At 72.5% G+C, this 19,155-nt stretch carries 20 protein-coding genes; 14 read left to right on the top strand and 6 right to left on the bottom strand.

The features are described 5' to 3' along the window. Nucleotides 1-106: 106 nt before the first annotated feature. The 5 genes from AC3YO9_RS02010 (at nucleotide 107) to AC3YO9_RS01990 (ending at nucleotide 3,826) form a co-directional block, all read left to right on the top strand. A complete protein-coding gene (locus AC3YO9_RS02010) occupies nucleotides 107-1,111 on the top strand; it encodes an ATP-binding cassette domain-containing protein (protein WP_489981951.1) in 1,005 nt (334 codons plus the stop codon). Then, entirely contained in the window at nucleotides 1,108-1,908 is an 801-nt protein-coding gene (locus tag AC3YO9_RS02005) for an ABC transporter permease (protein ID WP_127784092.1), read from the top strand. The genes AC3YO9_RS02010 and AC3YO9_RS02005 overlap by 4 nt, the downstream gene beginning before the upstream one ends. A 192-nt stretch (nucleotides 1,909-2,100) precedes the next feature. Continuing rightward, on the top strand, nucleotides 2,101-2,577 hold the full coding sequence (locus tag AC3YO9_RS02000; protein ID WP_489981950.1) for a helix-turn-helix domain-containing protein: 477 nt from the start codon (nucleotides 2,101-2,103) through the stop codon (nucleotides 2,575-2,577). 17 nt (nucleotides 2,578-2,594) lie between these two features. Beyond that, nucleotides 2,595-3,416, top strand: a complete 822-nt coding sequence (locus AC3YO9_RS01995; protein WP_489981949.1) for a heparin-binding hemagglutinin — start codon at nucleotides 2,595-2,597, stop codon at nucleotides 3,414-3,416. Nucleotides 3,417-3,550: 134 nt separating this feature from the next. Next, a complete protein-coding gene (locus tag AC3YO9_RS01990; RefSeq protein ID WP_127784090.1) occupies nucleotides 3,551-3,826 on the top strand; it encodes a DUF2516 family protein in 276 nt (91 codons plus the stop codon). A 4-nt stretch (nucleotides 3,827-3,830) separates the two neighbouring features. Here AC3YO9_RS01990 and AC3YO9_RS01985 read toward each other — a convergent pair whose 3' ends face one another. The 4 genes from AC3YO9_RS01985 to AC3YO9_RS01970 all read right to left on the bottom strand — a co-directional run bounded on the left by AC3YO9_RS01985 (nucleotide 3,831) and on the right by AC3YO9_RS01970 (nucleotide 8,414). Further along, entirely contained in the window at nucleotides 3,831-6,065 is a 2,235-nt protein-coding gene (locus tag AC3YO9_RS01985; protein ID WP_489981948.1) for an FUSC family protein, read from the bottom strand. 110 nt (nucleotides 6,066-6,175) lie between these two features. After that, a complete protein-coding gene (gene purU, locus AC3YO9_RS01980; RefSeq protein WP_127784088.1) occupies nucleotides 6,176-7,045 on the bottom strand; it encodes a formyltetrahydrofolate deformylase in 870 nt (289 codons plus the stop codon). Continuing rightward, nucleotides 7,042-7,932, bottom strand: a complete 891-nt coding sequence (locus AC3YO9_RS01975; protein WP_489981947.1) for a class I SAM-dependent methyltransferase — start codon at nucleotides 7,930-7,932, stop codon at nucleotides 7,042-7,044. Before AC3YO9_RS01975 ends, purU begins: the two co-directional genes overlap by 4 nt. Beyond that, nucleotides 7,914-8,414, bottom strand: a complete 501-nt coding sequence (locus AC3YO9_RS01970) for a DUF2505 domain-containing protein (RefSeq protein ID WP_489981946.1) — start codon at nucleotides 8,412-8,414, stop codon at nucleotides 7,914-7,916. The genes AC3YO9_RS01975 and AC3YO9_RS01970 overlap by 19 nt, the downstream gene beginning before the upstream one ends. Nucleotides 8,415-8,439: 25 nt before the next feature. On the opposite strand from AC3YO9_RS01970, the gene AC3YO9_RS01965 reads away from it, so the two are divergent. Further along, nucleotides 8,440-9,555: a UDP-N-acetylmuramate dehydrogenase gene (locus tag AC3YO9_RS01965; RefSeq protein WP_489981945.1), complete on the top strand. Its 1,116-nt coding sequence runs from the start codon at nucleotides 8,440-8,442 to the stop codon at nucleotides 9,553-9,555. Between the two features lie 25 nt (nucleotides 9,556-9,580). Then, complete coding sequence (locus AC3YO9_RS01960; RefSeq protein ID WP_489981944.1) at nucleotides 9,581-10,765, top strand: L,D-transpeptidase; 1,185 nt, start codon at nucleotides 9,581-9,583, stop codon at nucleotides 10,763-10,765. A 112-nt stretch (nucleotides 10,766-10,877) separates the two neighbouring features. Here AC3YO9_RS01960 and AC3YO9_RS01955 read toward each other — a convergent pair whose 3' ends face one another. Further along, on the bottom strand, nucleotides 10,878-11,666 hold the full coding sequence (locus AC3YO9_RS01955; RefSeq protein WP_489981943.1) for an SDR family NAD(P)-dependent oxidoreductase: 789 nt from the start codon (nucleotides 11,664-11,666) through the stop codon (nucleotides 10,878-10,880). Between the two features lie 73 nt (nucleotides 11,667-11,739). Here AC3YO9_RS01955 and AC3YO9_RS01950 point away from each other — a divergent pair, with 73 nt between their 5' ends. From AC3YO9_RS01950 to AC3YO9_RS01920, 7 genes are all read left to right on the top strand, one after another. After that, a complete protein-coding gene (locus AC3YO9_RS01950) occupies nucleotides 11,740-11,928 on the top strand; it encodes a hypothetical protein (protein ID WP_127784084.1) in 189 nt (62 codons plus the stop codon). Continuing rightward, nucleotides 11,925-13,250, top strand: a complete 1,326-nt coding sequence (gene mshA / locus AC3YO9_RS01945; protein WP_127784083.1) for a D-inositol-3-phosphate glycosyltransferase — start codon at nucleotides 11,925-11,927, stop codon at nucleotides 13,248-13,250. Before AC3YO9_RS01950 ends, mshA begins: the two co-directional genes overlap by 4 nt. Then, on the top strand, nucleotides 13,247-13,798 hold the full coding sequence (locus AC3YO9_RS01940) for a type III secretion system chaperone family protein (RefSeq protein WP_489981942.1): 552 nt from the start codon (nucleotides 13,247-13,249) through the stop codon (nucleotides 13,796-13,798). The genes mshA and AC3YO9_RS01940 overlap by 4 nt, the downstream gene beginning before the upstream one ends. 34 nt (nucleotides 13,799-13,832) lie before the next feature. Beyond that, the gene (locus AC3YO9_RS01935; RefSeq protein WP_489981941.1) at nucleotides 13,833-15,437 is read left to right on the top strand and encodes an AMP-binding protein; all 1,605 of its coding nucleotides are present in this window, start codon (nucleotides 13,833-13,835) and stop codon (nucleotides 15,435-15,437) included. 81 nt (nucleotides 15,438-15,518) lie between these two features. Then, the gene (locus AC3YO9_RS01930) at nucleotides 15,519-16,280 is read left to right on the top strand and encodes a phosphoglyceromutase (RefSeq protein WP_127784080.1); all 762 of its coding nucleotides are present in this window, start codon (nucleotides 15,519-15,521) and stop codon (nucleotides 16,278-16,280) included. A gap of 135 nt (nucleotides 16,281-16,415) precedes the next feature. Further along, nucleotides 16,416-17,651, top strand: coding sequence for a sensor histidine kinase (locus AC3YO9_RS01925; RefSeq protein WP_489981940.1), 1,236 nt, complete (start codon nucleotides 16,416-16,418; stop codon nucleotides 17,649-17,651). Next, nucleotides 17,648-18,334 (top strand): response regulator transcription factor, encoded by a 687-nt coding sequence (locus tag AC3YO9_RS01920; protein ID WP_127784078.1) that lies wholly within the window; start codon nucleotides 17,648-17,650, stop codon nucleotides 18,332-18,334. Before AC3YO9_RS01925 ends, AC3YO9_RS01920 begins: the two co-directional genes overlap by 4 nt. Here the strand turns inward: AC3YO9_RS01920 and AC3YO9_RS01915 are convergent. Continuing rightward, nucleotides 18,331-19,122 (bottom strand): DUF3109 family protein, encoded by a 792-nt coding sequence (locus tag AC3YO9_RS01915; protein WP_489981939.1) that lies wholly within the window; start codon nucleotides 19,120-19,122, stop codon nucleotides 18,331-18,333. The genes AC3YO9_RS01920 and AC3YO9_RS01915 overlap by 4 nt on opposite strands. Nucleotides 19,123-19,155: the final 33 nt, after the last annotated feature.

The raw sequence follows: 19,155 nt of genomic DNA, 5'->3' as shown, positions 1-19,155 counted from the left end.
CGAGCCCGTGCGCTCGGCTCGCTGGACGAAAAATGGGGCGAGAACTGTCCCCCTCCCTCGCTACGTTTGTGGTGTCGAGCACACGGCACCCGCGCGAGGAGACGGCATGACCAGAACCGCGACCACCACCGGAGTCCAGGAGCTCGCCGTGCAGGCCGAGGGACTGGTCAAGATCTACCGCGGCAGGCGTGGCGGCGTGCGCGCGCTGGACGGGGTGGACCTGGAGGTGCCCACCGGCACGGTCCTGGGGCTGCTCGGTCCCAACGGTGCGGGCAAGACCACCGTGGTCCGGATCCTCACCACGCTGCTCCGTCCAGACTCCGGCACCGCGCAGGTGGCGGGACTGGACGTGGTGCGCCAGGCCAACGAGGTGCGCAGCAATATCGGGCTGTCCGGCCAGTACGCGGCGGTGGACGAGCACCTCACCGGCCTGGAGAACCTGCGGATGGTGGGTCAGCTGTACGGCATGCCCACCCGGCAGGCCACGGCGCGCGCCCGGGAGCTGCTCACCGACTTCCGGCTGGAGGAGGCCGCCGACCGCCCAGCCAAGACCTACTCCGGCGGCATGCGCCGTCGCCTGGACCTCGCCGGGGCCCTGGTGGCCAGGCCCCCGGTGGTGGTGCTGGACGAGCCCACCACCGGCCTCGACCCCCGGGGGCGGCTGGACATGTGGGCGGTCATCACCGGTCTGGTGGCGGACGGCACCACCGTGCTGCTCACCACCCAGTACCTGGAGGAGGCCGACCAGCTCGCGCACAGCATCGCGGTCATCGACAAGGGCAAGGTGATCGCCCGCGGCACGGCCGACCAGCTGAAGAACGAGGTGGGCGGCGAGCGCCTGCAGATCGAGCTGGCCTCGGCGGAGGACCAGCCGAAGGCGCTGGAGGTGCTCGCCGGGCTCGGGTCGGGCGAGCCGGCGGTGGATGCGGACACCGGTCACCTCGGGGTCACCGTGGACGGGGGCTCCGCCACCCTGGTGCGGGTGCTGCGCGAGCTGGACGCCATCGGGATCACCGTGCTGGACGTGGCGCTCAACCGCCCCACCCTGGACGACGTGTTCCTCTCCCTCACCGGCCACGCGACCGACACCACCGAAGGAGCTCCGCAGTGACCACCCCGGTCAAGGCGCTGCGCGACAGTGCCGTCGTCACCCGGCGCAACCTCATCACCATCGTGCGCATCCCCGACCTCGCGATCGGGGCCACCGTCCAGCCGCTGATGTTCGTGCTGCTGTTCTCCTACGTGTTCGGCAGCAGCCTGGGTGGGGAGTCCTACCGGGAGTTCTTGCTGGGCGGCATCTTCGCCCAGACGGTGGCCTTCAACGCCGCGTTCACCACCGTCGGTCTGGCCAACGACCTGCAGAAGGGCATCATCGACCGGTTGCGGTCGCTGCCCATGTCGCGGATGGCGGTCATCTTGGGCCGGTCCGCCTCCGACCTAGTGCTCAGCGCGGTGACCCTGGTGGTGATGGCGCTGTGCGGGCTGGTCGTGGGCTGGCGCATCCATGGCAGCGTCGGCGAGGCGGTGCTGGCCTTCGCGCTGCTGCTGCTGTTCGCGTTCGCGATGTCGATGGTGGGCGCCTGGGTGGGTCTGCTGGCCCGCAACGTGGAGGTGGCCCAGAGCGCCGGGCTCATCTGGCTCTTCCCCTTCACCTTCATCTCCTCGGCCTTCGTCTCCGCCGCCAGCCTCCCGGGGCCGCTGCGGGCGATTGCCGAGTGGAACCCGGTGACCGCGGTGGCATCCGCCGCGCGCAGCCTGTTCGGCAACAGCGCACCGGCACAGTTCGCGGTGCCCACCGGGTGGCCCGCTCAGCACGACGTCCTGTACTCCCTGCTCACCTCGCTGGCCATCGTCGTGGTGTTCCTTCCGCTGGCCGTGAACCGGTACCGCCGGGTGGCGAGCCGCTAGCACCTGCGGGCCACCCGCTGCCGGGCTGTCCAGGACGGGTCGGGGCAGCGCGGTTGTGACCAGCAGCTTTAGCGCGATCGCTGAGCGTGACGATGTGGTTCACCTCACGCCCAGAGTGCTAGCAGAGTGCTTGCAATAGTTAGCACAAGGCGTTAGCGTTCTTGCTGAGTCCTTGACCAGGAGGTGAACACAATGTCTGACGACAACGGGCGCAAGCCGAGGGAGTCGGGTGTTGCGGAGACCCTCCAGGAGGGCGCAGCCGCTTCCGAAGAGATCGTGGCGGCAGCAGGAGCCGCGGTGACCGCCGCGGTGCAGGACCTCGGAGGCTTCATCCGCGCGCAGCGCGAGTCGGCGCAGGTGTCCCTGCGTCAGCTGGCCAAGCTCGCGGGAGTGAGCAACCCGTACCTGAGCCAGATCGAGCGCGGGCTTCGCAAGCCGTCCGCGGAAGTGCTGCAGCAGATCGCCAAGGGGCTGCGGGTCTCGGCTGAGGTGCTCTACGTCCAGGCCGGGATTCTCGAGGAGAAGAACGCCAGCCCCGTCCTGGACGCCGTGCTCACCGACACCCAGATCACCGAGCGGCAGAAGCAGATGCTCATCGAGATCTACGACTCCTTCCGCCGGGAGAACGTCGCAGCCGAGCAGATCGCCCCACCCACCGACCACGCCTGACCCTGAGGAGCCACGACATGCCGAACAACATTGACCAGGCCAAGACCCCCTTTCTCGCCGCACTTGGCGCCGGCGACTACGCCCTGACCTCGGTCACCGAGGCCGTGCTCAACGCCCGTTCCCGGGCCGAGGAGAGCGTCGAGACCGCCCGTGACCGGGTCTTCGACCTGCCCGAGGAGCTCAACGCCCAGCTCGCCGAGCTGCGCACCAGGCTCGACCCCGAGGAGCTGCGCAAGGTGGCCGACGCCTACGTGCAGGTGGCGGCCGGGATCTACGTGTCGCTGGCCGAGCGGGGCGAGGACCTGCTGGCCAAGGTGCGCAAGCAGCCCCAGCTCGAGGAGGCGCTGGAGCGCGCCGAGGACGCCGCCGGGGACGCCCGCGGCCTGACCAACGAGGTGCTCGGCACCGTGGCGCGCCAGACCCGCTCCATCGGCGAGCGGGCCGCCCGGGCCACCGAGCGCGTCACCGGCCGCACCAACGCCGCGGTGAGCGAGGCCGGTGCGGACACCGCGCACCAGATCCGCTCGACCGCCCGCAAGACGGCCAACGAGGCTGCCTCCGCCAAGAGCACCACCGACAGCAAGCCGACCGTGGCCAAGAAGGCCAGCGCCGCCCGCAGCACCACGGCGAGCAAGGCGAGCACCACGGCGAGCAAGGCCAGCGGTGCGGCCAGCAAGGCCAGCGCCCAGGCGGGCAAGGCGCGCAGCACTGCCACCAAGACGGCGTCCACCGCGTCGAAGACGGCGACCGACACCAAGAACACCGCCACCAAGGCACAGAACACGGCGACGGCGCGCACCACCGGCGGCACGAGCACCAGCAGCAGCACCAAGAGCTGATCCGGCCGCTCTCGTACCTCAGCCCCCCGGCGATCCCGGGGGGCTGAGGCATGTCTGCCGGGAGCCCGCGGCTCGGCTCTGCCGACGGCACAGCAACTTCGCCGCCAGGCCGCTCCGGCACGTATCATCGGTGCATGCTCCCCGGCGCCGGATACGTCCTGCTCGCGCTCCAGGTCTGCGTCGCGATTGCCGGCCTGTTCTCCCTGGTGCACGCCATCCGGCAGCGTCCGGACGCGTTCACCGCGGCAGACAAGCTGACCAAGAACAAGTGGCTGGCCATCGTGGGCGTCGGTACCGCGGTCGTCCTCGTCCAGGTGCCCTTCCTCTGGCTGATCGGCGTGGTCGCGATCGGGGTCTACCTGGCTGACGTCCGCCCCAAGGTGGAAGAGGTCCAGCGCCCCCGCTGGTAGGCGCCTACTCCGCTGGGTCCCGGGGCAGCAGCTCCAGCATCGCTCGGTCGATCCGGGTCAGCGCGAACACCGCCGTCTCCAGGGACCCGTCCCGGCCGTGGGCAGGGACTCGGTCGCCCAGCACGTCCTCCAGCGCCGGCCGCACCGGTGACACCGGCTGGACCGGCTCTCCGTGCAGCAGCGCCTGCAGCGCGCTGACGTGTGCGTCGATCTCCTCGCTCACGGCACGCAGCGCACCAGCCGGTCGGTCGCCAACGGTGGTCGCCGCATCTGCACCCGCACGCGGTGGCTGGGTGGTGTCGCCCACCGGGCTCGGTGCGGGACTGGGCACCCCCGAGGAGAGCGCGTACGCCGCCCTCGCCAGCACCCGCGAGTAGCTGTCGCAGGCACGCAGCACCCGCACCCACTGCCGGATGCTCCGATTCACGCGGACCGTGCGCCAGCGGGTGAGCGGGGTCGCGGACGTGCTCACCCCCTGCAGCGCCTTGTCCAGGTCGCGTCCCTGCCCGAGAAGGTCCACATCACCGGCCGGGGCGAGCGCCTGCTCGACGCTGCCCCGGATCACGGTGCTCAGCGTGTCCAGGTAGTGGTCGATGCTGCGGACCACGGTGTCGCGGGTACGGGTGGGCAGGATGAGGTATCCGGCCGCCACCCCGATCGCCGCGCCCACGGCGGTCTCCTCCAGGCGCAGCGCCAGCACGTCGACGCTGAACACCCCCAGCAGGCCGTAGAGCATCGCCAGCATCATCGTGAGGAAGAAGGCCTGCACGGTGCGCGAGATCTGCAGGGAGTAGAAGGCGATGAACACGAAGGCCACCAGCAGCACCAGCTGGACGGTGGTGTGGCGCCCGACCAGGGCCCCCAGGACCACTCCCGCCAGCACGCCCAAGAAGGTGCCGAGCACGCGCTCCCAGGCGCGGGTGAGGATGTCGCCCCGGCTCTGGGTGCCGTTGTAGACCACGAAGGCGGTCAGCACCGCCCAGTACCACCGCTCAGGGGAGACCAGGTCGCCGACGACGGTGGCCACGACGGCGGCGGCGGCCACCTGCAGCGCAGCCTTGGTGGTCGGCAGCAGGTGCGGCTCGCGCCACCGCAGGTGGTGACCGCGCAGGCGGGGCAGGGGCAGGCGCCGGGCGGTGGTGCCCCGGCGCTCGGCCGGAGCAGGCGCCTGCTCGCCGGACGCCGGGTCGCGGTCCAGGGCGAGGTCGCGCACGGTCAGGTGAGCGTCCACGGTGTGCGCGGCCAGGTAGGTCGCCAGCCCGGCCGGCGTTCGGGTGTCGGCCTGGTCGGCCAAGTCGTGCACGTGGCGCCTGGCCTCGTCCAGCTGGTCGGCCGACGAGCCCTCGCGCAGGCTCACCCGAACGTCGTCCACGGCGGCCAGCTGCTCGGGCGGCCAGGTGTCGGTGGTGCCGGACCGGATGAGCGTGTCCACGAGCTGCTCGGTGGACAGCTGGGCGTCGAACACCGCCAACGACAACGGCTGCCCACCGGCGGTGGCGTGCAGGTCGGCGCCGTAGGTGTCCAGCCACGACTCGATCAGCAGCGCCGAGGTGGACAAGTGGTCGAGCTGGCGGCGCAGGTGCCGCTCCCGTCGCTGGGCTCCGCGGGCGTCGTGGGCGGCGTCGGGCGCCTGCTTCTGCACGGCCGCCTCCACCGCCAGCGCGCAGGCCGCGCGCAGGGCCGCCATCAGCCGGTGCAGCTCGGTCGTCGGCCGGTTGGGCAGCAGGACGGTGAGCACCAGCAGGGCGAGGGCCAGGCCGACGAGGACCGACAGCAGCAGCCGCGGCACCTCGCTGACCGTGGTGTGCAGGAAGAGGGAGAAGAAGTAGGCGACGAAGGCGGCCATCCCCAGCACCACGCCCCGCACCCCGAAGCGGCGAGCCCAGGTGGCCAGGAAGAGCACTGCCACGAAGCCCAGGTCGGCGGCGTAGCGCCACTCGTTCAGGGTGGCGGCGAGGGTCACCGACGCCATCGCAGGCAGCGCGGCCAGCACGGTGGTGACGGCTCGGGCCCGCACGGTGTGCTCGCGGTTGGCCCCTGCGATCAGCGTGCCGACCACCGCGCCGAGCAGGGCCACGGGCAACGGCTGGTCGGCCAGCCTGGCGCCGACGATGAGCACCAGCAGCGCCAGCACCAGCGTCAGCGTGACGCCCGAGGCGCTGCGCAGGCGGGCCAGCCCGGGATCGGCGGCGAGGTAGGCGCGCACACCCCGCTGCCAGACGTCGAACGCGCCGCGCATTGCTCCGATGGTACGGAGGGCTGCTCGCTCGACAACGACCGTTCCTGCAGGTGGGAGCAGCGCCAGTGGCAGACGGTGCTAGCTGACCACGGTGCTAGCTGAACACGGTGCTAGCTGAACACGACCGTCTTGCTGCCGTGCACCAGCACCCGGTCCTCCAGGTGCCAGCGCAGCCCGCGGGACAGCACCAGCTTCTCGATGTCGCGGCCCTGCCGAACCATGTCGGCGACGTCGTCGGCGTGGCTCACCCGGATCACGTCCTGCTCGACGATGGGCCCGGCGTCCAGCTCGGCGGTGACGTAGTGGCAGGTGGCCCCGATGAGCTTCACCCCGCGGGTGAACGCCTGGTGGTAGGGCCGCGCCCCGACGAAGGAGGGCAGGAAGCTGTGGTGGATGTTCAGTGCCCGTCCCGCCCAGTGCTCGCACAGCGCGGGCGGCAGCACCTGCATGAAGCGGGCCAGCACGATGGCGTGCGGGGAGAACGAGTCCACCAGCTGCTGCACGTGCTCGAACGCCGGACCGCGCTCGGCCGGGTCCCGCGGGAAGGGCACGTGGACGAAGTCCACCCCGTGCGCCTCGGCCACCGGAGCCAGGTCCGGGTGGTTGCCGATCACCAGGGGGACGGTGGCCTGCAGCTCGCCGCCGCGGATGCGTCCCAGCAGGTCGTGCAGGCAGTGCGCCTCCTTGCTCACCAGCAGCACCACCCGCTTGACCTCGGCGCTGTCGGCCAGGGTCCACTCCGCCTCCGGGCCCAGCTCGCCGGCAACCACGGCGAAGCGCTCCCGCAGCTCCTGCACGGTCCAGGGGATGGAGGAGGCCCGCACCACCTGGCGGGTGAAGAACCAGCCGGAGTCGGCGTCGGCGTGGTAGGCGGCCTCCATGATGGAGCCACCGGCCTCGGCCAGGAACGTGGAGATGCGCGCCACGATGCCGGTCCGGTCGGGGCACCCGAGGGTGAGCACGTAGCGGCGTTCAGTCATGACGCCATTGTCCCAGTGGCCCGTGCCGGCCGGTGCGGGGGAGCGGTTGTGAGGACGCGGCGGACCCCGGCCGGTGCACCACCAGCGTGGGTGGGCGCCACCGCGGCCCACGGCACGGTGAGCACGCAGTCACGCTGGCGGCCGGGGTGGGCCCGTACCGGCACGCCCTCGGCGCGCAGCAGCTCCAGCGTGCGGCGCCACCGCACCCGCGGGCCGAACACCGCGTGCGGGGCGGCGTGCGCCCAGCAGCGGTCGGCCGCGGTGAGCAGCCGGTGCACCGGCTCGCCGGTGACGTTGCGGTGGATCAGCGCCTTGGGCAGCCGGGGTGCGATCTCCGACGGGGTGGCCAGGTCGAACGGGTCCCACGCCAGGGTGAGCGTCTGCGGACCCGCTGCGGACAGGGTGACCCAGGCGCAGCGGCGCCCGAGCTCGTCGCAGGTGCCCTCCACCACCAGCCCGCCCGGGGCCAGTCCGGCGCACATCCGCCGCCAGGCGGCCGCCACGTCCGTCTCGTCGTACTGACGGAGCACGTTGAAGCTGCGCACCAGCGACGGCCGGAGACCGGCCAGCTCGAAGCCGCCACGGCGGAACTGCACCCACGGCGTGGCCGCGGCCTGGGCGGCCGCCACGCGTGCCGGATCGATCTCCAGGCCCACCACGCGCACGTCCGGGCGCACGGTGCGCAGCCGCGCCGCCAGCTCCACCGTGGTCACCGGGCTGGCCCCGTAACCCAGGTCCACCACCAGCGGGCCGCCGGCCAGCGCGTCCCGCACCTCGGGGGCGTGGGTGATCCATCGATCGCTGCGGCGCAACCGGTTGATGCCGGTGGTGCCGCGGGTGACGTGACCGTGCGCTGGTTCCGGACGCCCTACCGCTGCGCGAGCCACGCGACGGTGAAGCGCTGCTCGATGACCAGCAGCTCGGCGATGTTCTCCGCGATGATCTTCTCGATCTTGGCGCCCACCAGCGGGACGGCGACCTTGGCGGTGCCGGTGGTGCGGCTGGTGGTCGAGGCGTCGTCGCCGCTGAGCGCGTGGGCGCCATCCAGGGTGACGGGGGTGCCGGGCACGCTGGCCCGGAAGCTGCCGGAGGCCGAGAAGCCGTCCAGCGGGCCCCACCGCTCGATGCGCTGCACCAGCAGGTCCCCGGACCGCAGCTTGCGCACCACGCTGGGCAGGTGCTCGGCCGGGATGGACTGGGTGAGGCGAACCTCCACGCCGCCGTCGACACGCTCCACCGAGTCCAGCGAGGCCGCGGGGCCGCCGACCGACTCCACCCGCGCGCGCCAGTACGCCTCGTCCAGCAGCACCGGGTGCAGCAGCTGCGGACTCCGGTCGTAGGTGGCGGCGTGCTCGATGCGGCGTGACATACCCGGCACGCTACCGTTCGGAGTCGTGCTCGATCCCAAGCTGCTCCGTCAGGTCGAGGCCGCCGGCGCCCAGGCCCAGCACGACGTGCCGTTCGCCACCATGACCACGCTGCGTTGCGGTGGGCCGGCACACACCGTGCTGCACTGCACCACCACCGACGCCGTGGTCGCCGCCGTGCGCGCCCTCGACGACGCCGGCGAGCCGCTGCTGGTGCTGGGCGGCGGGTCCAACCTCGTCGTCGCCGACGCCGGTTTCGCCGGCACCGTGGTGCGGGTGGCCACCGACGAGGTGCGCAGCTGTGGCACGGCCGCGGCCGACCCCGCAGGGTCCGAGACCGAGACGGTCACCGTGCACGTCGCCGCCGGCGCCCCGTGGGACGCCGTGGTGGCCAAGACGGTCGCCGACGGGCTGGGCGGGCTGGAGTGCCTGTCCGGCATCCCCGGCAGCGCCGGCGCCACCCCGGTGCAGAACGTCGGCGCCTACGGCGTGGAGATCTCCTCGGTGCTGCAGCGGGTGCAGCTGCTGCAGCGGACTGACGGCCAGGTGCGCTGGGTGGAGCCCGCCGAGCTGGCGCTGGGCTACCGCACCAGTGCCCTCAAGCACACCGACCACGCCGTGGTCCTGGCGGTGGAGCTGGCGCTGCGAGCCGACGGCGGCAGCGCTGCGCTGACCTACCGCGAGCTCACCGCCGCCCTCGACACCGCGCCCGGTGCCCGGCTGCCCGCCGCCCAGGTGCGCGACGCCGTGCTGGGGCTGCGCCGCGGCAAGGGGATGGTCAGCGATGCTGGCGACCACGACTCCTGGAGCGCCGGCTCCTTCTTCACCAACCCGGTGCTCGACGAGCAGCAGCTGGCGCAGGTGCTGGCCCGCACCGGCCCGGACGTGCCGCGCTACCCGGGTGCGGCCGGCACCAAGCTCTCCGCCGGCTGGTTGATCGAGCACGCCGGCTTCCACCGCGGCTACCCCGACGCCGACGCGCCCGCCCGGCTGTCCACCAAGCACACCCTGGCGCTGACCAACCGCGGCCACGCCAGCACCGCCGACCTGCTGGCCCTCGCCCGGGTGGTCCGCGACGGGGTGCGGCACGCCTTCGGCGTGGAGCTCGAGCCCGAGCCGGTGCTGGTGGGCTGCCGGCTCTGAGCAGGCACGGAGGTATCGTCGCCGCATGTCAGGAAGCGTCTGCGTGACCTCTTGGTGGCGCAGGCTTCCCGCGCTCGCCATGCTGCTGGTGGTGCTCACCGGGTGCACCGCTGCACCCCTGCCGGGCACCGGCCCGGACCCCGCCAGTGCTCCCGTGACGGTCCCGGTGACCCAGGCCCCGGCCGACGGTGCCCAGGACGTGCTGCCGACCACACCGGTGTCGGTCTCGGTGGCCGACGGCACCCTGCACGAGGTGGTGCTCAGCAGCTCCACCGGCGCCACCGTGTCCGGGGTGCTCGACCCGGCCGGCCGTACCTGGACCGCCGGCGAGGCGCTCGGCTACGGCAACACCTACACCTGGTCCGGCACGGCCAGCGACCCCGCGGGCCACACCTCGGCGATCACCGGCTCCTTCCGCACCCTGGCCCCGCGGGACACCACCAGCGCCCAGATCAACATCGGTGACGACGCGGTGGTGGGCATCGCCGCCCCGATCGTCGTCCAGTTCAGCGACCCGGTCGCCGACAAGGCGACCGCCGAGCGCGGCCTGTCGGTGCGCACCAGCGTGCCCACCGAGGGTTCCTGGGCGTGGCTGCCGGACACCGCCGAGGGCTCGCGCGCGCACTGGCGCCCCAAGGCCTACTTCACCCCCGGCACCGTGGTGGACGTCGGAGTCACCCTCTACGGGGTGGACCTCGGCGGCGGCAGCTACGGCAGCTCCGACCTCACCTCGCACTTCACCATCGGCCGCAGCCAGGTGGTCAAGGCCGACGCCGCCAGCCACCGCCTGGTGGTGCTGCGCGAGGGCGCGGTGCTGTTCGACTTCCCGGTCAGCTACGGCAAGGGCGACCTGCCCCGCAACGTCACCCGCAGCGGTGTGCACGTGGTCACCGAGAAGCTGGCCGACGTGCTGATGACCAACATCCCCGCCGGCTACCAGAACGTGCGCGAGAAGTGGGCGGTGCGGATCAGCAACAACGGCGAGTTCATCCACGCCAACCCCAACACCGTGGGTGTGCAGGGCGCGGCCAACGTGTCCAACGGCTGCATCAACGAGTCGCTCGCCGACGCGGAGAAGTACTTCCACTCCGCCATGTTCGGCGACCCGGTGGAGGTCACCAACACCTCGATCCCGCTCTCCGCCGCCGACGGCGACATCTACGACTGGGCACTGACCTGGCCGCAGTGGCAGCAGCTGTCGGCGCTCTAGCCTGCGCTCAGCTGCGGTGCTGGTCCTGCGCAGCTCAGCTGCGGTGCTGGTCTGCGCAGCTCAGCTGCGGTGCTGGTCTGCGCAGCTCAGCTGCGGTGCTGGTCTGCGCAGCTCAGCTGCGGTGCACCCGCATGGACGACGCCTGCTCCCGCGGCCGGATGACCACCTGGTCGAGGTCCACGTGTGCCGGGCGGGTGGCCACGAAGCTGATGACCTCGGCCACGTCCTCGGCCGTCAGCGGGGTGAGGCCGGCGTAGACGGCGGCCGCCCGCTCCTCGTCACCCTTGAAGCGCACCCGCGAGAAGTCCGTCTCCACCAGGCCCGGGCAGATCTCGGTGAACCGCACCGGCTGGCCCAGCAGCTCGCCGCGCAGCGTGCGGTGGGCCACCGCCTGGGCGTGCTTGGCCGAGGTGTAGCCCGAGCCGTTGTCGTAGGTCTCCAGCGCCGCCGTGGAGGTCACCGTCACCACCAGGCCGTCGCCGGAGGCGACCAGCGCGGGCAGCAGCGCCTTGGTCATCCGCACCGTGCCCAGCACGTTGGTCTCCCACATCCAGCGCCAGTCGTCCAGGTCGGCTTCGGCCAGCGGGGCCAGGCCCTTGGCGCCACCGGCGTTGTTCACCAGCACGCTCACCGGGCCGGCAGCGGCGACGAAGGCGTCCACCGACTCCTGGTCGGTCACGTCCAGGGCGAGCGCGGTGCCGTCGATCTCGGCGGCGATGGCTTGGCAGCGCTCGACGCGACGAGCGCCCAGCACCACGTGGTAGCCGGCGGCGGCCAGCACCCGGGCGGTGGCCGCCCCGATCCCGGAGCTGGCGCCGGTGACCACCGCGGTGCGCCGGCCGGACGGCGGGCGGGAGGGGGCGTCGCCGTGGTCGGACGGGCTGCTGGGCTCAGTGCTCATGCGCCGAATCTAGGCCGCCGGGGACAGCGACGGGCAGCCCCCCGGCACCGGGCGCGACGCCTACCCTGTGCGGATGCACTCTGCGGACGCGGTGAGCGCGGACGAGACGCGGCTGGCCTACCGGCACGCCGGGGACCCCACCAGCCCCGCCGTGGTGCTGCTGCACGGCAGCGACGACGCAGTGGTGGACCCCGTGGGTGACGCAGGGCGCAGCCCCTCGGCGTCGCCCCTGCGGGGCGCGGAAGGCAAGATGGTCGGGTGACCAGCGACCAGGCCCTTCCCCGTCGGGTCGCCGTGCTGTCCGTGCACACCTCTCCGCTGGAGCAGCCCGGCACCGGTGACGCCGGCGGGATGAACGTCTACGTCCTGCAGACCGCGCTGCGGATGGCGCGCCGGGGCGTGGAGGTGGAGATCTTCACCCGGGCCACGTCCTCGGCGGCCCCGCCCGTGGTGCAGGCCGCCCCCGGCGTGCTGGTGCGCAACGTCGTCGCCGGCCCCTTCTCGGGGCTGGACAAGGACGAGCTGCCTGCGCAGCTGTGCGCGTTCACCGCCGGGGTGCTGCGCGCCGAGGCGCGCCACGACGCCGGCTACTACGACCTGGTGCACTCCCACTACTGGCTCTCCGGGCAGGTTGGCTGGCTCGCCAGGGATCGCTGGGGGGTGCCGCTGGTGCACACCGCGCACACCCTGGCCAAGGTGAAGAACGCCGCGCTGGCCACCGGCGACGCCCCCGAGCCCAAGGTGCGCCTCATCGGCGAGCAGCAGGTGGTGGCCGAGGCCGACCGGCTGGTGGCCAACACCTCCGCCGAGGCCAGCCAGCTCATCGACCTCTACGACGCCGACCCCGCCCGGGTGGACACCATCGCCCCGGGCGCGGACCTGCAGCGCTTCCGGGTGGGCGACCGGGCCGCCGCCCGGGCCGCCCTCGGCATCGCCGGCGACGAGGTGGTGCTCAGCTTCGTGGGCCGCATCCAGCCGCTGAAGGCGCCGGACGTGCTGCTGCGCGCGGTGGCCGAGCTGCTGCGTCGCGACCCCCGTCGCCGCCTGCGCGCGCTGGTGGTGGGCGGGCCCTCCGGCAGCGGGCTGGAGCAGCCGGAGTCACTGGTGGGCCTGGCCGCCGAGCTGGGGATCACCAGCTCGGTCACCTTCCTGCCCCCGCAGCCGCCCGAGCAGCTGGCCGACGTCTACCGCGCCTCCGACGTGGTGGCGGTGCCCTCGCACTCGGAGTCCTTCGGCCTGGTGGCGCTGGAGGCGCAGGCCTGTGGCACCCCGGTGGTGGCCGCCGACGTCGGCGGGCTGGGGGTGGCGGTGCGCGACGGAGTCACCGGGCTGCTCGTGCCCACCCACCGCACCCAGGACTGGGCGGACGCCCTCGCCCAGGTGGTCGACCACCCCGCTCGCCGGCAGGCCCTGGCCACGGCAGCCCCCGAGCACGCCGCGCAGTTCTCCTGGGACCGCACGGCCGACGCCCTGTTGGACACCTACGCGAAGGCGAGGGCCATGATGCCGCCGCTGCCCAGCGCCCCGGTGCGCTCCGCCCCCCGCAGCCTGCGGGCCCGCCGGGTCAGCGGGGTGCGCGCATGAGCGAGACCACCACCTCCGACGGCACCACGGCCGACCAGTCCGGTCCGGCGCGCACCGCGGAGGTCATCGAGACGACGCTGATCGACCGCGAGCTGGACTACACCCGGCAGAGCCCGGAGCTGTTCCTGGTGGTGCTGCCGGGGGAGGCCCGGCTGCAGACCACCTGCATGCTCACCATCGGCAACCACGGCCTGCGGGTCGAGGCGTTCGTGTGCCGCCACCCCGACGAGAACCGGGAGGGCGTGCACGAGTTCCTGCTGCGCCGCAACCGGCACCTCTTCGGGGTGCACTACACGATCGACAAGGCCGGCGACATCTACCTGGTGGGCCAGGTAGCCAGGGAGAACGTCACCTCCGACGAGCTCGACCGCGTCCTGGGGCAGGTGCTCGAGGCCGCCGACGGTGACTTCAACACCCTGCTCGAGCTCGGCTTCGCCACCTCCATCCGGCGGGAGTGGGCGTGGCGGGTCTCCCGCGGGGAGTCGCTGCGCAACCTGCAGGCCTTCACCCACCTCATCGACGAAGCGGACAAACCACCACTCCCGTAATGTGATGTGCACCACCATCACCTTGAGGAGTGCGATGAGCTTCCACAGCCCCTTCCCCGACGTCGAGATCCCCGACACCAGCCTGTTCGACTTCCTGTTCGGGAAGGTTGCCGAGGACGAGGCGCTGGCGGCGCGGCCGGCGCTGGTGGACGGCACCAGCGGGGCCGTCACCACCTACGGCCAGCTCGTGGGGCAGGTCAACGCCCTCGCCGGCGGCCTGGCCCAGCGGGGCTTCCACCAGGGCGACGTGGCCGGGTTGCTGTGCCCCAACGTCCCCGCCTTCGCCACCGTGTTCCACGGCATCCTGCGCGCGGGGGGCACGGCCACCACCATCAACTCCCTCTACACCGCCGGCGAGATCGCCAGCCAGCTCAGCGACGCCAAGGCGAAGTACCTGTTCACCATCTCCCTGTTCCTGCCGCAGGCCGACGACGCCGCTGCCACGGTGGGCATCGCCCCGGAGAACGTGGTCCTCATCGACGGCTCCCCGGACGTGCACCCCGACCGCACCTCGCTGCGGGAGCTGCTGAGCACCGGGGCACCGCCGCCGCAGGTCGAGCTCGACCCCGCCACCCACGTCGCGGTGCTGCCCTACTCCTCGGGCACCACCGGCCGGGCCAAGGGCGTGATGCTCAGCCACCGCAACCTGGTGGCCAACGTCGAGCAGAGCGGCTCGATGATCCGTCTCACCTCCGACGACAAGGTCCTGGCGGTGCTGCCGTTCTTCCACATCTACGGCATGAGCGTGCTGATGAACTCGAGCCTGGCGCGCGGCGCCACGGTGGTCACCCTCCCGCGGTTCGACCTGGCCGACTTCCTGCGGGTGATCGCCGAGCAGCAGTGCACCTACGTCTTCATCGCCCCTCCGGTGGCGGTGGCGCTGGCCAAGCACCCGATGGTCGAGGAGCACGACACCTCCTCCATCAAGGTGGTGTTCTCCGGAGCGGCCCCGCTGGACGCCGAGCTGGGCCACAAGGTGGCCAAGCGGCTGGGCTGCGAGGTGCGCCAGGGCTACGGCATGAGCGAGATGAGCCCGGTCAGCCACTCCATGCCCGACGACCGCGACGACGTCCCGCTCGGCACCGTGGGACTGACGCTGCCCAACATGGAGTGCAAGATCGTGGACGCCGACGGCACGGAGATCGAGGTGCCAGCCGAGGGGACCAGCGCGCCGGGCGAGCTGTGGTGCAAGGGGCCCAACATCATGCTGGGCTACCTGGAGAACCCGGAGGCCACCGCGGCCACCCTGGACGAGGACGGCTTCCTGCACACCGGGGACGTCGCCACCGTCTCGGCCGAGGGCTACGTCACCATCGTCGACCGGGTCAAGGAGCTCATCAAGTACAAGGGCTACCAGGTGCCGCCGGCGGAGCTGGAGGCGCTGCTGCTCACCCACGACAAGATCGCCGACGCGGCCTGCATCGGGGTGACCGACGCCGAGGGCGAGGAGGTGCCCAAGGCCTTCGTGGTGCGCCAGCCCGGGGCGGAGCTCAGTGCCGAGGAGGTGATGGACTTCGTGGCCAGCAAGGTCGCCCCGTACAAGAAGGTGCGCCAGGTGGAGTTCCTGGAGGCCATCCCGAAGTCGGCGGCGGGCAAGATCCTGCGCAAGGACCTGCGCGCCAAGCAGGCCGCGGTCTGAGGCACCGGCCCCCGCTTCGGCTCGGCGCAGGCCCACCGGTCCACGGATCGGTGGGCCTGCGCCGTCTGTCAAGATGTGGGCATGAGCGCGCCAGCGAGTACCGGAACCCTTGTCCTGCTACGCCACGGTGAGAGCACGTGGAACGCCTCCGGGCAGTTCACCGGCTGGGTGGACGTCCCGCTCACCGACAAGGGCCGCGCGGAGGCCGTGCGTGGCGGGGAGCTGCTCACCGAGCACGACCTGCTGCCCGATGTGCTGCACACCTCGCTGCTGCGGCGTGCCATCACCACCGCCGCGCTGGCGCTGGACACGGCCGACCGGCACTGGATCCCGGTGCGCCGGGACTGGCGCCTGAACGAGCGCCACTACGGCGCCCTGCAGGGCAAGAACAAGCAGGAGACCAAGGACGAGTTCGGCGAGGAGCAGTTCATGCTCTGGCGCCGCAGCTATGACACCCCGCCGCCGCCCATCGCCGCGGGCAGCGAGTACAGCCAGGACACCGACCCGCGCTACGCCGACATCGACGGCGGCCCGCTGACCGAGTGCCTGGCCGACGTCGTCGCCCGGCTGCTGCCCTACTGGGAGTCGGCCATCGTGCCGGACCTGCGGGCGGGCAGGACGGTGCTCGTCGCCGCGCACGGCAACTCCCTGCGTGCGCTGGTCAAGCACCTGGACGGGATCTCCGACGACGACATCGCCGGGCTGAACATCCCCACCGGCATCCCGCTGCGCTACGACCTCGACGCCGACCTCAAGCCGGTGGTGCCGGGCGGGGAGTACCTCGACCCCGAGGCGGCCGCCGCGGGTGCGGCGGCAGTGGCCAACCAGGGCAAGGCCGGCTAGCACCGAGCACTGGTTGACGGTCGGTCGAACAGCAGGTGAACAGTGCGTGCACGTACGCCATCAAGGCCCTGGACAGGGACCTGTGGTGACTCTGGGTGGTGCTGAGCGCTCCTCGCCGGAACGTACGATCCGCCTGTGACCGTGCTCAGTGCCGTGCTGCTCGCGGTCGGTGCCGCCGTGCTGGGCGGGCTGCTCGGCGTGCTGGTGATGCTGGGCCTGCGCCGGCAGGAGCAGCGCCGGGTGGCCGCGGCGGGGATCACCGTCCGCGAGGTGCTCCAGCAGGTGTTCGAGTCCTCGCTCACCGGCATCGCCGTCGTCGACCACTTCGGTGACGTGCTGCTGCACAACCCGCGGGCCGAGCAGCTCGGGGTGGTGGTCAACCGCCGCCTCGAGCCCTCCGTCGCCGCGGCCGCCCGCACGGTGCTCGAGCACGGCCGCACCACCGAGCTCGACCTCTCCTGGCCGGAGACGCACCTGCGCCGCACCCCGATGACGGTGCACCTGCGCGAGCGCCTGCTCACCGACTCCGGTCGCCGGTTCGTGGTGATCGACGCCAACGACGAGAGCGAGCAGGTGCGCCTGGAGGCCGCCCGCCGCGACTTCGTGGCCAACGTCAGCCACGAGCTCAAGACGCCGGTGGGAGCGATGGCGCTGCAGGCGGAGGCACTGCTGGAGTCGGCCGATGACCCCGAGGCGGTCCGGCACTTCGGCGGCCGGCTGCATCACGAGGCCCGTCGGCTGGGCGCGCTGGTCACCGAGCTGATCGAGCTGTCCCGGCTCCAGGGTGCGGAGCGGCTGCCGGGCCTGGAGATCGTCGACGTCGACGCGCTGGTCGCTGAGGTGCTCGAGCGCACCCGCCTGAGCGCGGAGGCGGCCGGCATCGAGGTGACCGCCGACGCGCCCCGGGGGCTGGAGGTCTCGGGTGATCGCCGGCTGCTGCTCACCGCGCTGACCAACCTGGTGGAGAACGCCATCTCCTACTCCCCGCCGGGACGAGCGGTCTCGGTGAGCCGTGCCCTGCGCGAGGGGCGCGTGGAGGTGAGCGTCACCGACCGCGGCGTGGGCATCCCGCCGGACCTGCACGAGCGGGTGTTCGAGCGGTTCTTCCGGGTGGACCCGGGCCGCTCGCGGGCCACCGGCGGCACCGGGCTGGGCCTGGCCATCGTCAAGCACGTGGCCGCCAACCACAACGGCGACGTGCGGTTGTGGAGCCGGCCGGGCACCGGGTCGACGTTCACCCTGCGCCTGCCCGCGCACGTGGAGGACGACGGACCCGCTCCTGGCGCGCACAGTGGACCAGACCAGGAGGCTCCGGCGCGGCCCGCGCCGGAGCCGCACAGGGACGACGCACCGGGACAGGAGCCGCAGTGACCAGGGTGCTGATCGTGGAGGACGAGGAGTCGCTGGCCGAGCCGCTGGCCTTCCTGCTCCGCAAGGAGGGGTTCGAGGCCGTGGTGACCGGCGACGGCCCGGCCGCGCTGACCGAGTTCGACCGGCACGGCGCCGACATCGTGCTGCTGGACGTGATGCTGCCCGGGATGAGCGGCACCGACGTGTGCAAGCAGCTGCGCCAGCGCTCCAGGGTCCCGGTGATCATGGTGACCGCCAAGGACAGCGAGATCGACAAGGTGGTCGGGCTGGAGATCGGCGCCGACGACTACGTGACCAAGCCCTACTCCGCCCGCGAGCTGATCGCGCGCATCCGCGCGGTGCTGCGCCGCGGCACCGAGCCCGAGCCGGAGCCGCTGGGCGAGCCGGTGCTGCGGGCCGGGCCGGTGCGGATGGACGTCGACCGGCACACCGTGCACGTGGGGGAGCAGGAGGTGTCGCTGCCGCTCAAGGAGTTCGACCTGCTGGAGTACCTGCTGCGCAACGCCGGCCGCGTGCTCACCCGCGGGCAGCTGATCGAGCGGGTGTGGGGCGCGGACTACGTGGGCGACACCAAGACCCTGGACGTCCACGTCAAGCGGCTGCGCGCCAAGATCGAGCCCGACCCCGCCCACCCGGTGCACCTGCTCACCGTGCGCGGACTGGGCTACAAGCTGCAGTCCTAGCCGGTGCGGGGCGGCCGGGCCTGGGCCGTGCTGGTGGCCGGGTGCACCGCCACCAGCCCGAGCCCGGCGCGGCGGCGGCAGAGGTCGGCCAGCACGTCGTACACGCTCGCGCCCAGCAGCCCGATCAGCTCCAGCCGGTAGGACTGCCACACCGCCTCGGTGCCGACGTGGGCGTCGGGGGAGCTGGTGCACCACCAGTGCAGGTCGGCCCCACCCTCGCCCCAGCCGCGCCGGTCGTACTCCCCGACGGTGGTCTGCAGCACCTGGGCACCGTCGGCCAGCGTCACCCACTCCTCGGTCCGGCGGATCGGCAGCTGCCAGCAGACGTCGGGCTTGGTCTCCATGGGCGGGCGGCCTTGGCGCAGCGCCAGCTGGTGCAGCGCGCAGCCGGGGCCACCGGCGAAGCCGGGTCGGTTGAGGAAGACGCAGGCGCCGTCGGTGCGGCGGGTGCGCAGCGCGGGCTCGTCGTCGAGGTCGTCCTCCTCCAGGTAGCCCTGCGGCCCCAGGCCCTCGCGGTGCAGCTGCCAGTCCTGCTCGGTCAGCTCGGCCACCGCTGCGGCGAGCCGGTCGCGGTCGTCGGCGTCGCTGAGGAACGCGCCGTGCGAGCAGCAGCCGTCGTCGGGCCGCCCCGCCACCGTGCCCTGGCAGGCGGGGGTGCCGAACACGCAGGTCCAGGACGACAACAGCCAGGTCAGGTCAGCCCGAACCTGGTGCTCGGGATCGTCCGGATCGGTGAGCTCCACCCACTCCCGGGGGAAGCCCGAGGCCACTTCAGCACTGGCGGTCACAGCACCCGACGGTAGACCGGCTACCGTGTGGCC

The organism is Rhodococcus sp. Z6_132 (assembly GCF_058133635.1).
This window is presented reverse-complemented; position numbering and strand designations above follow the sequence as displayed.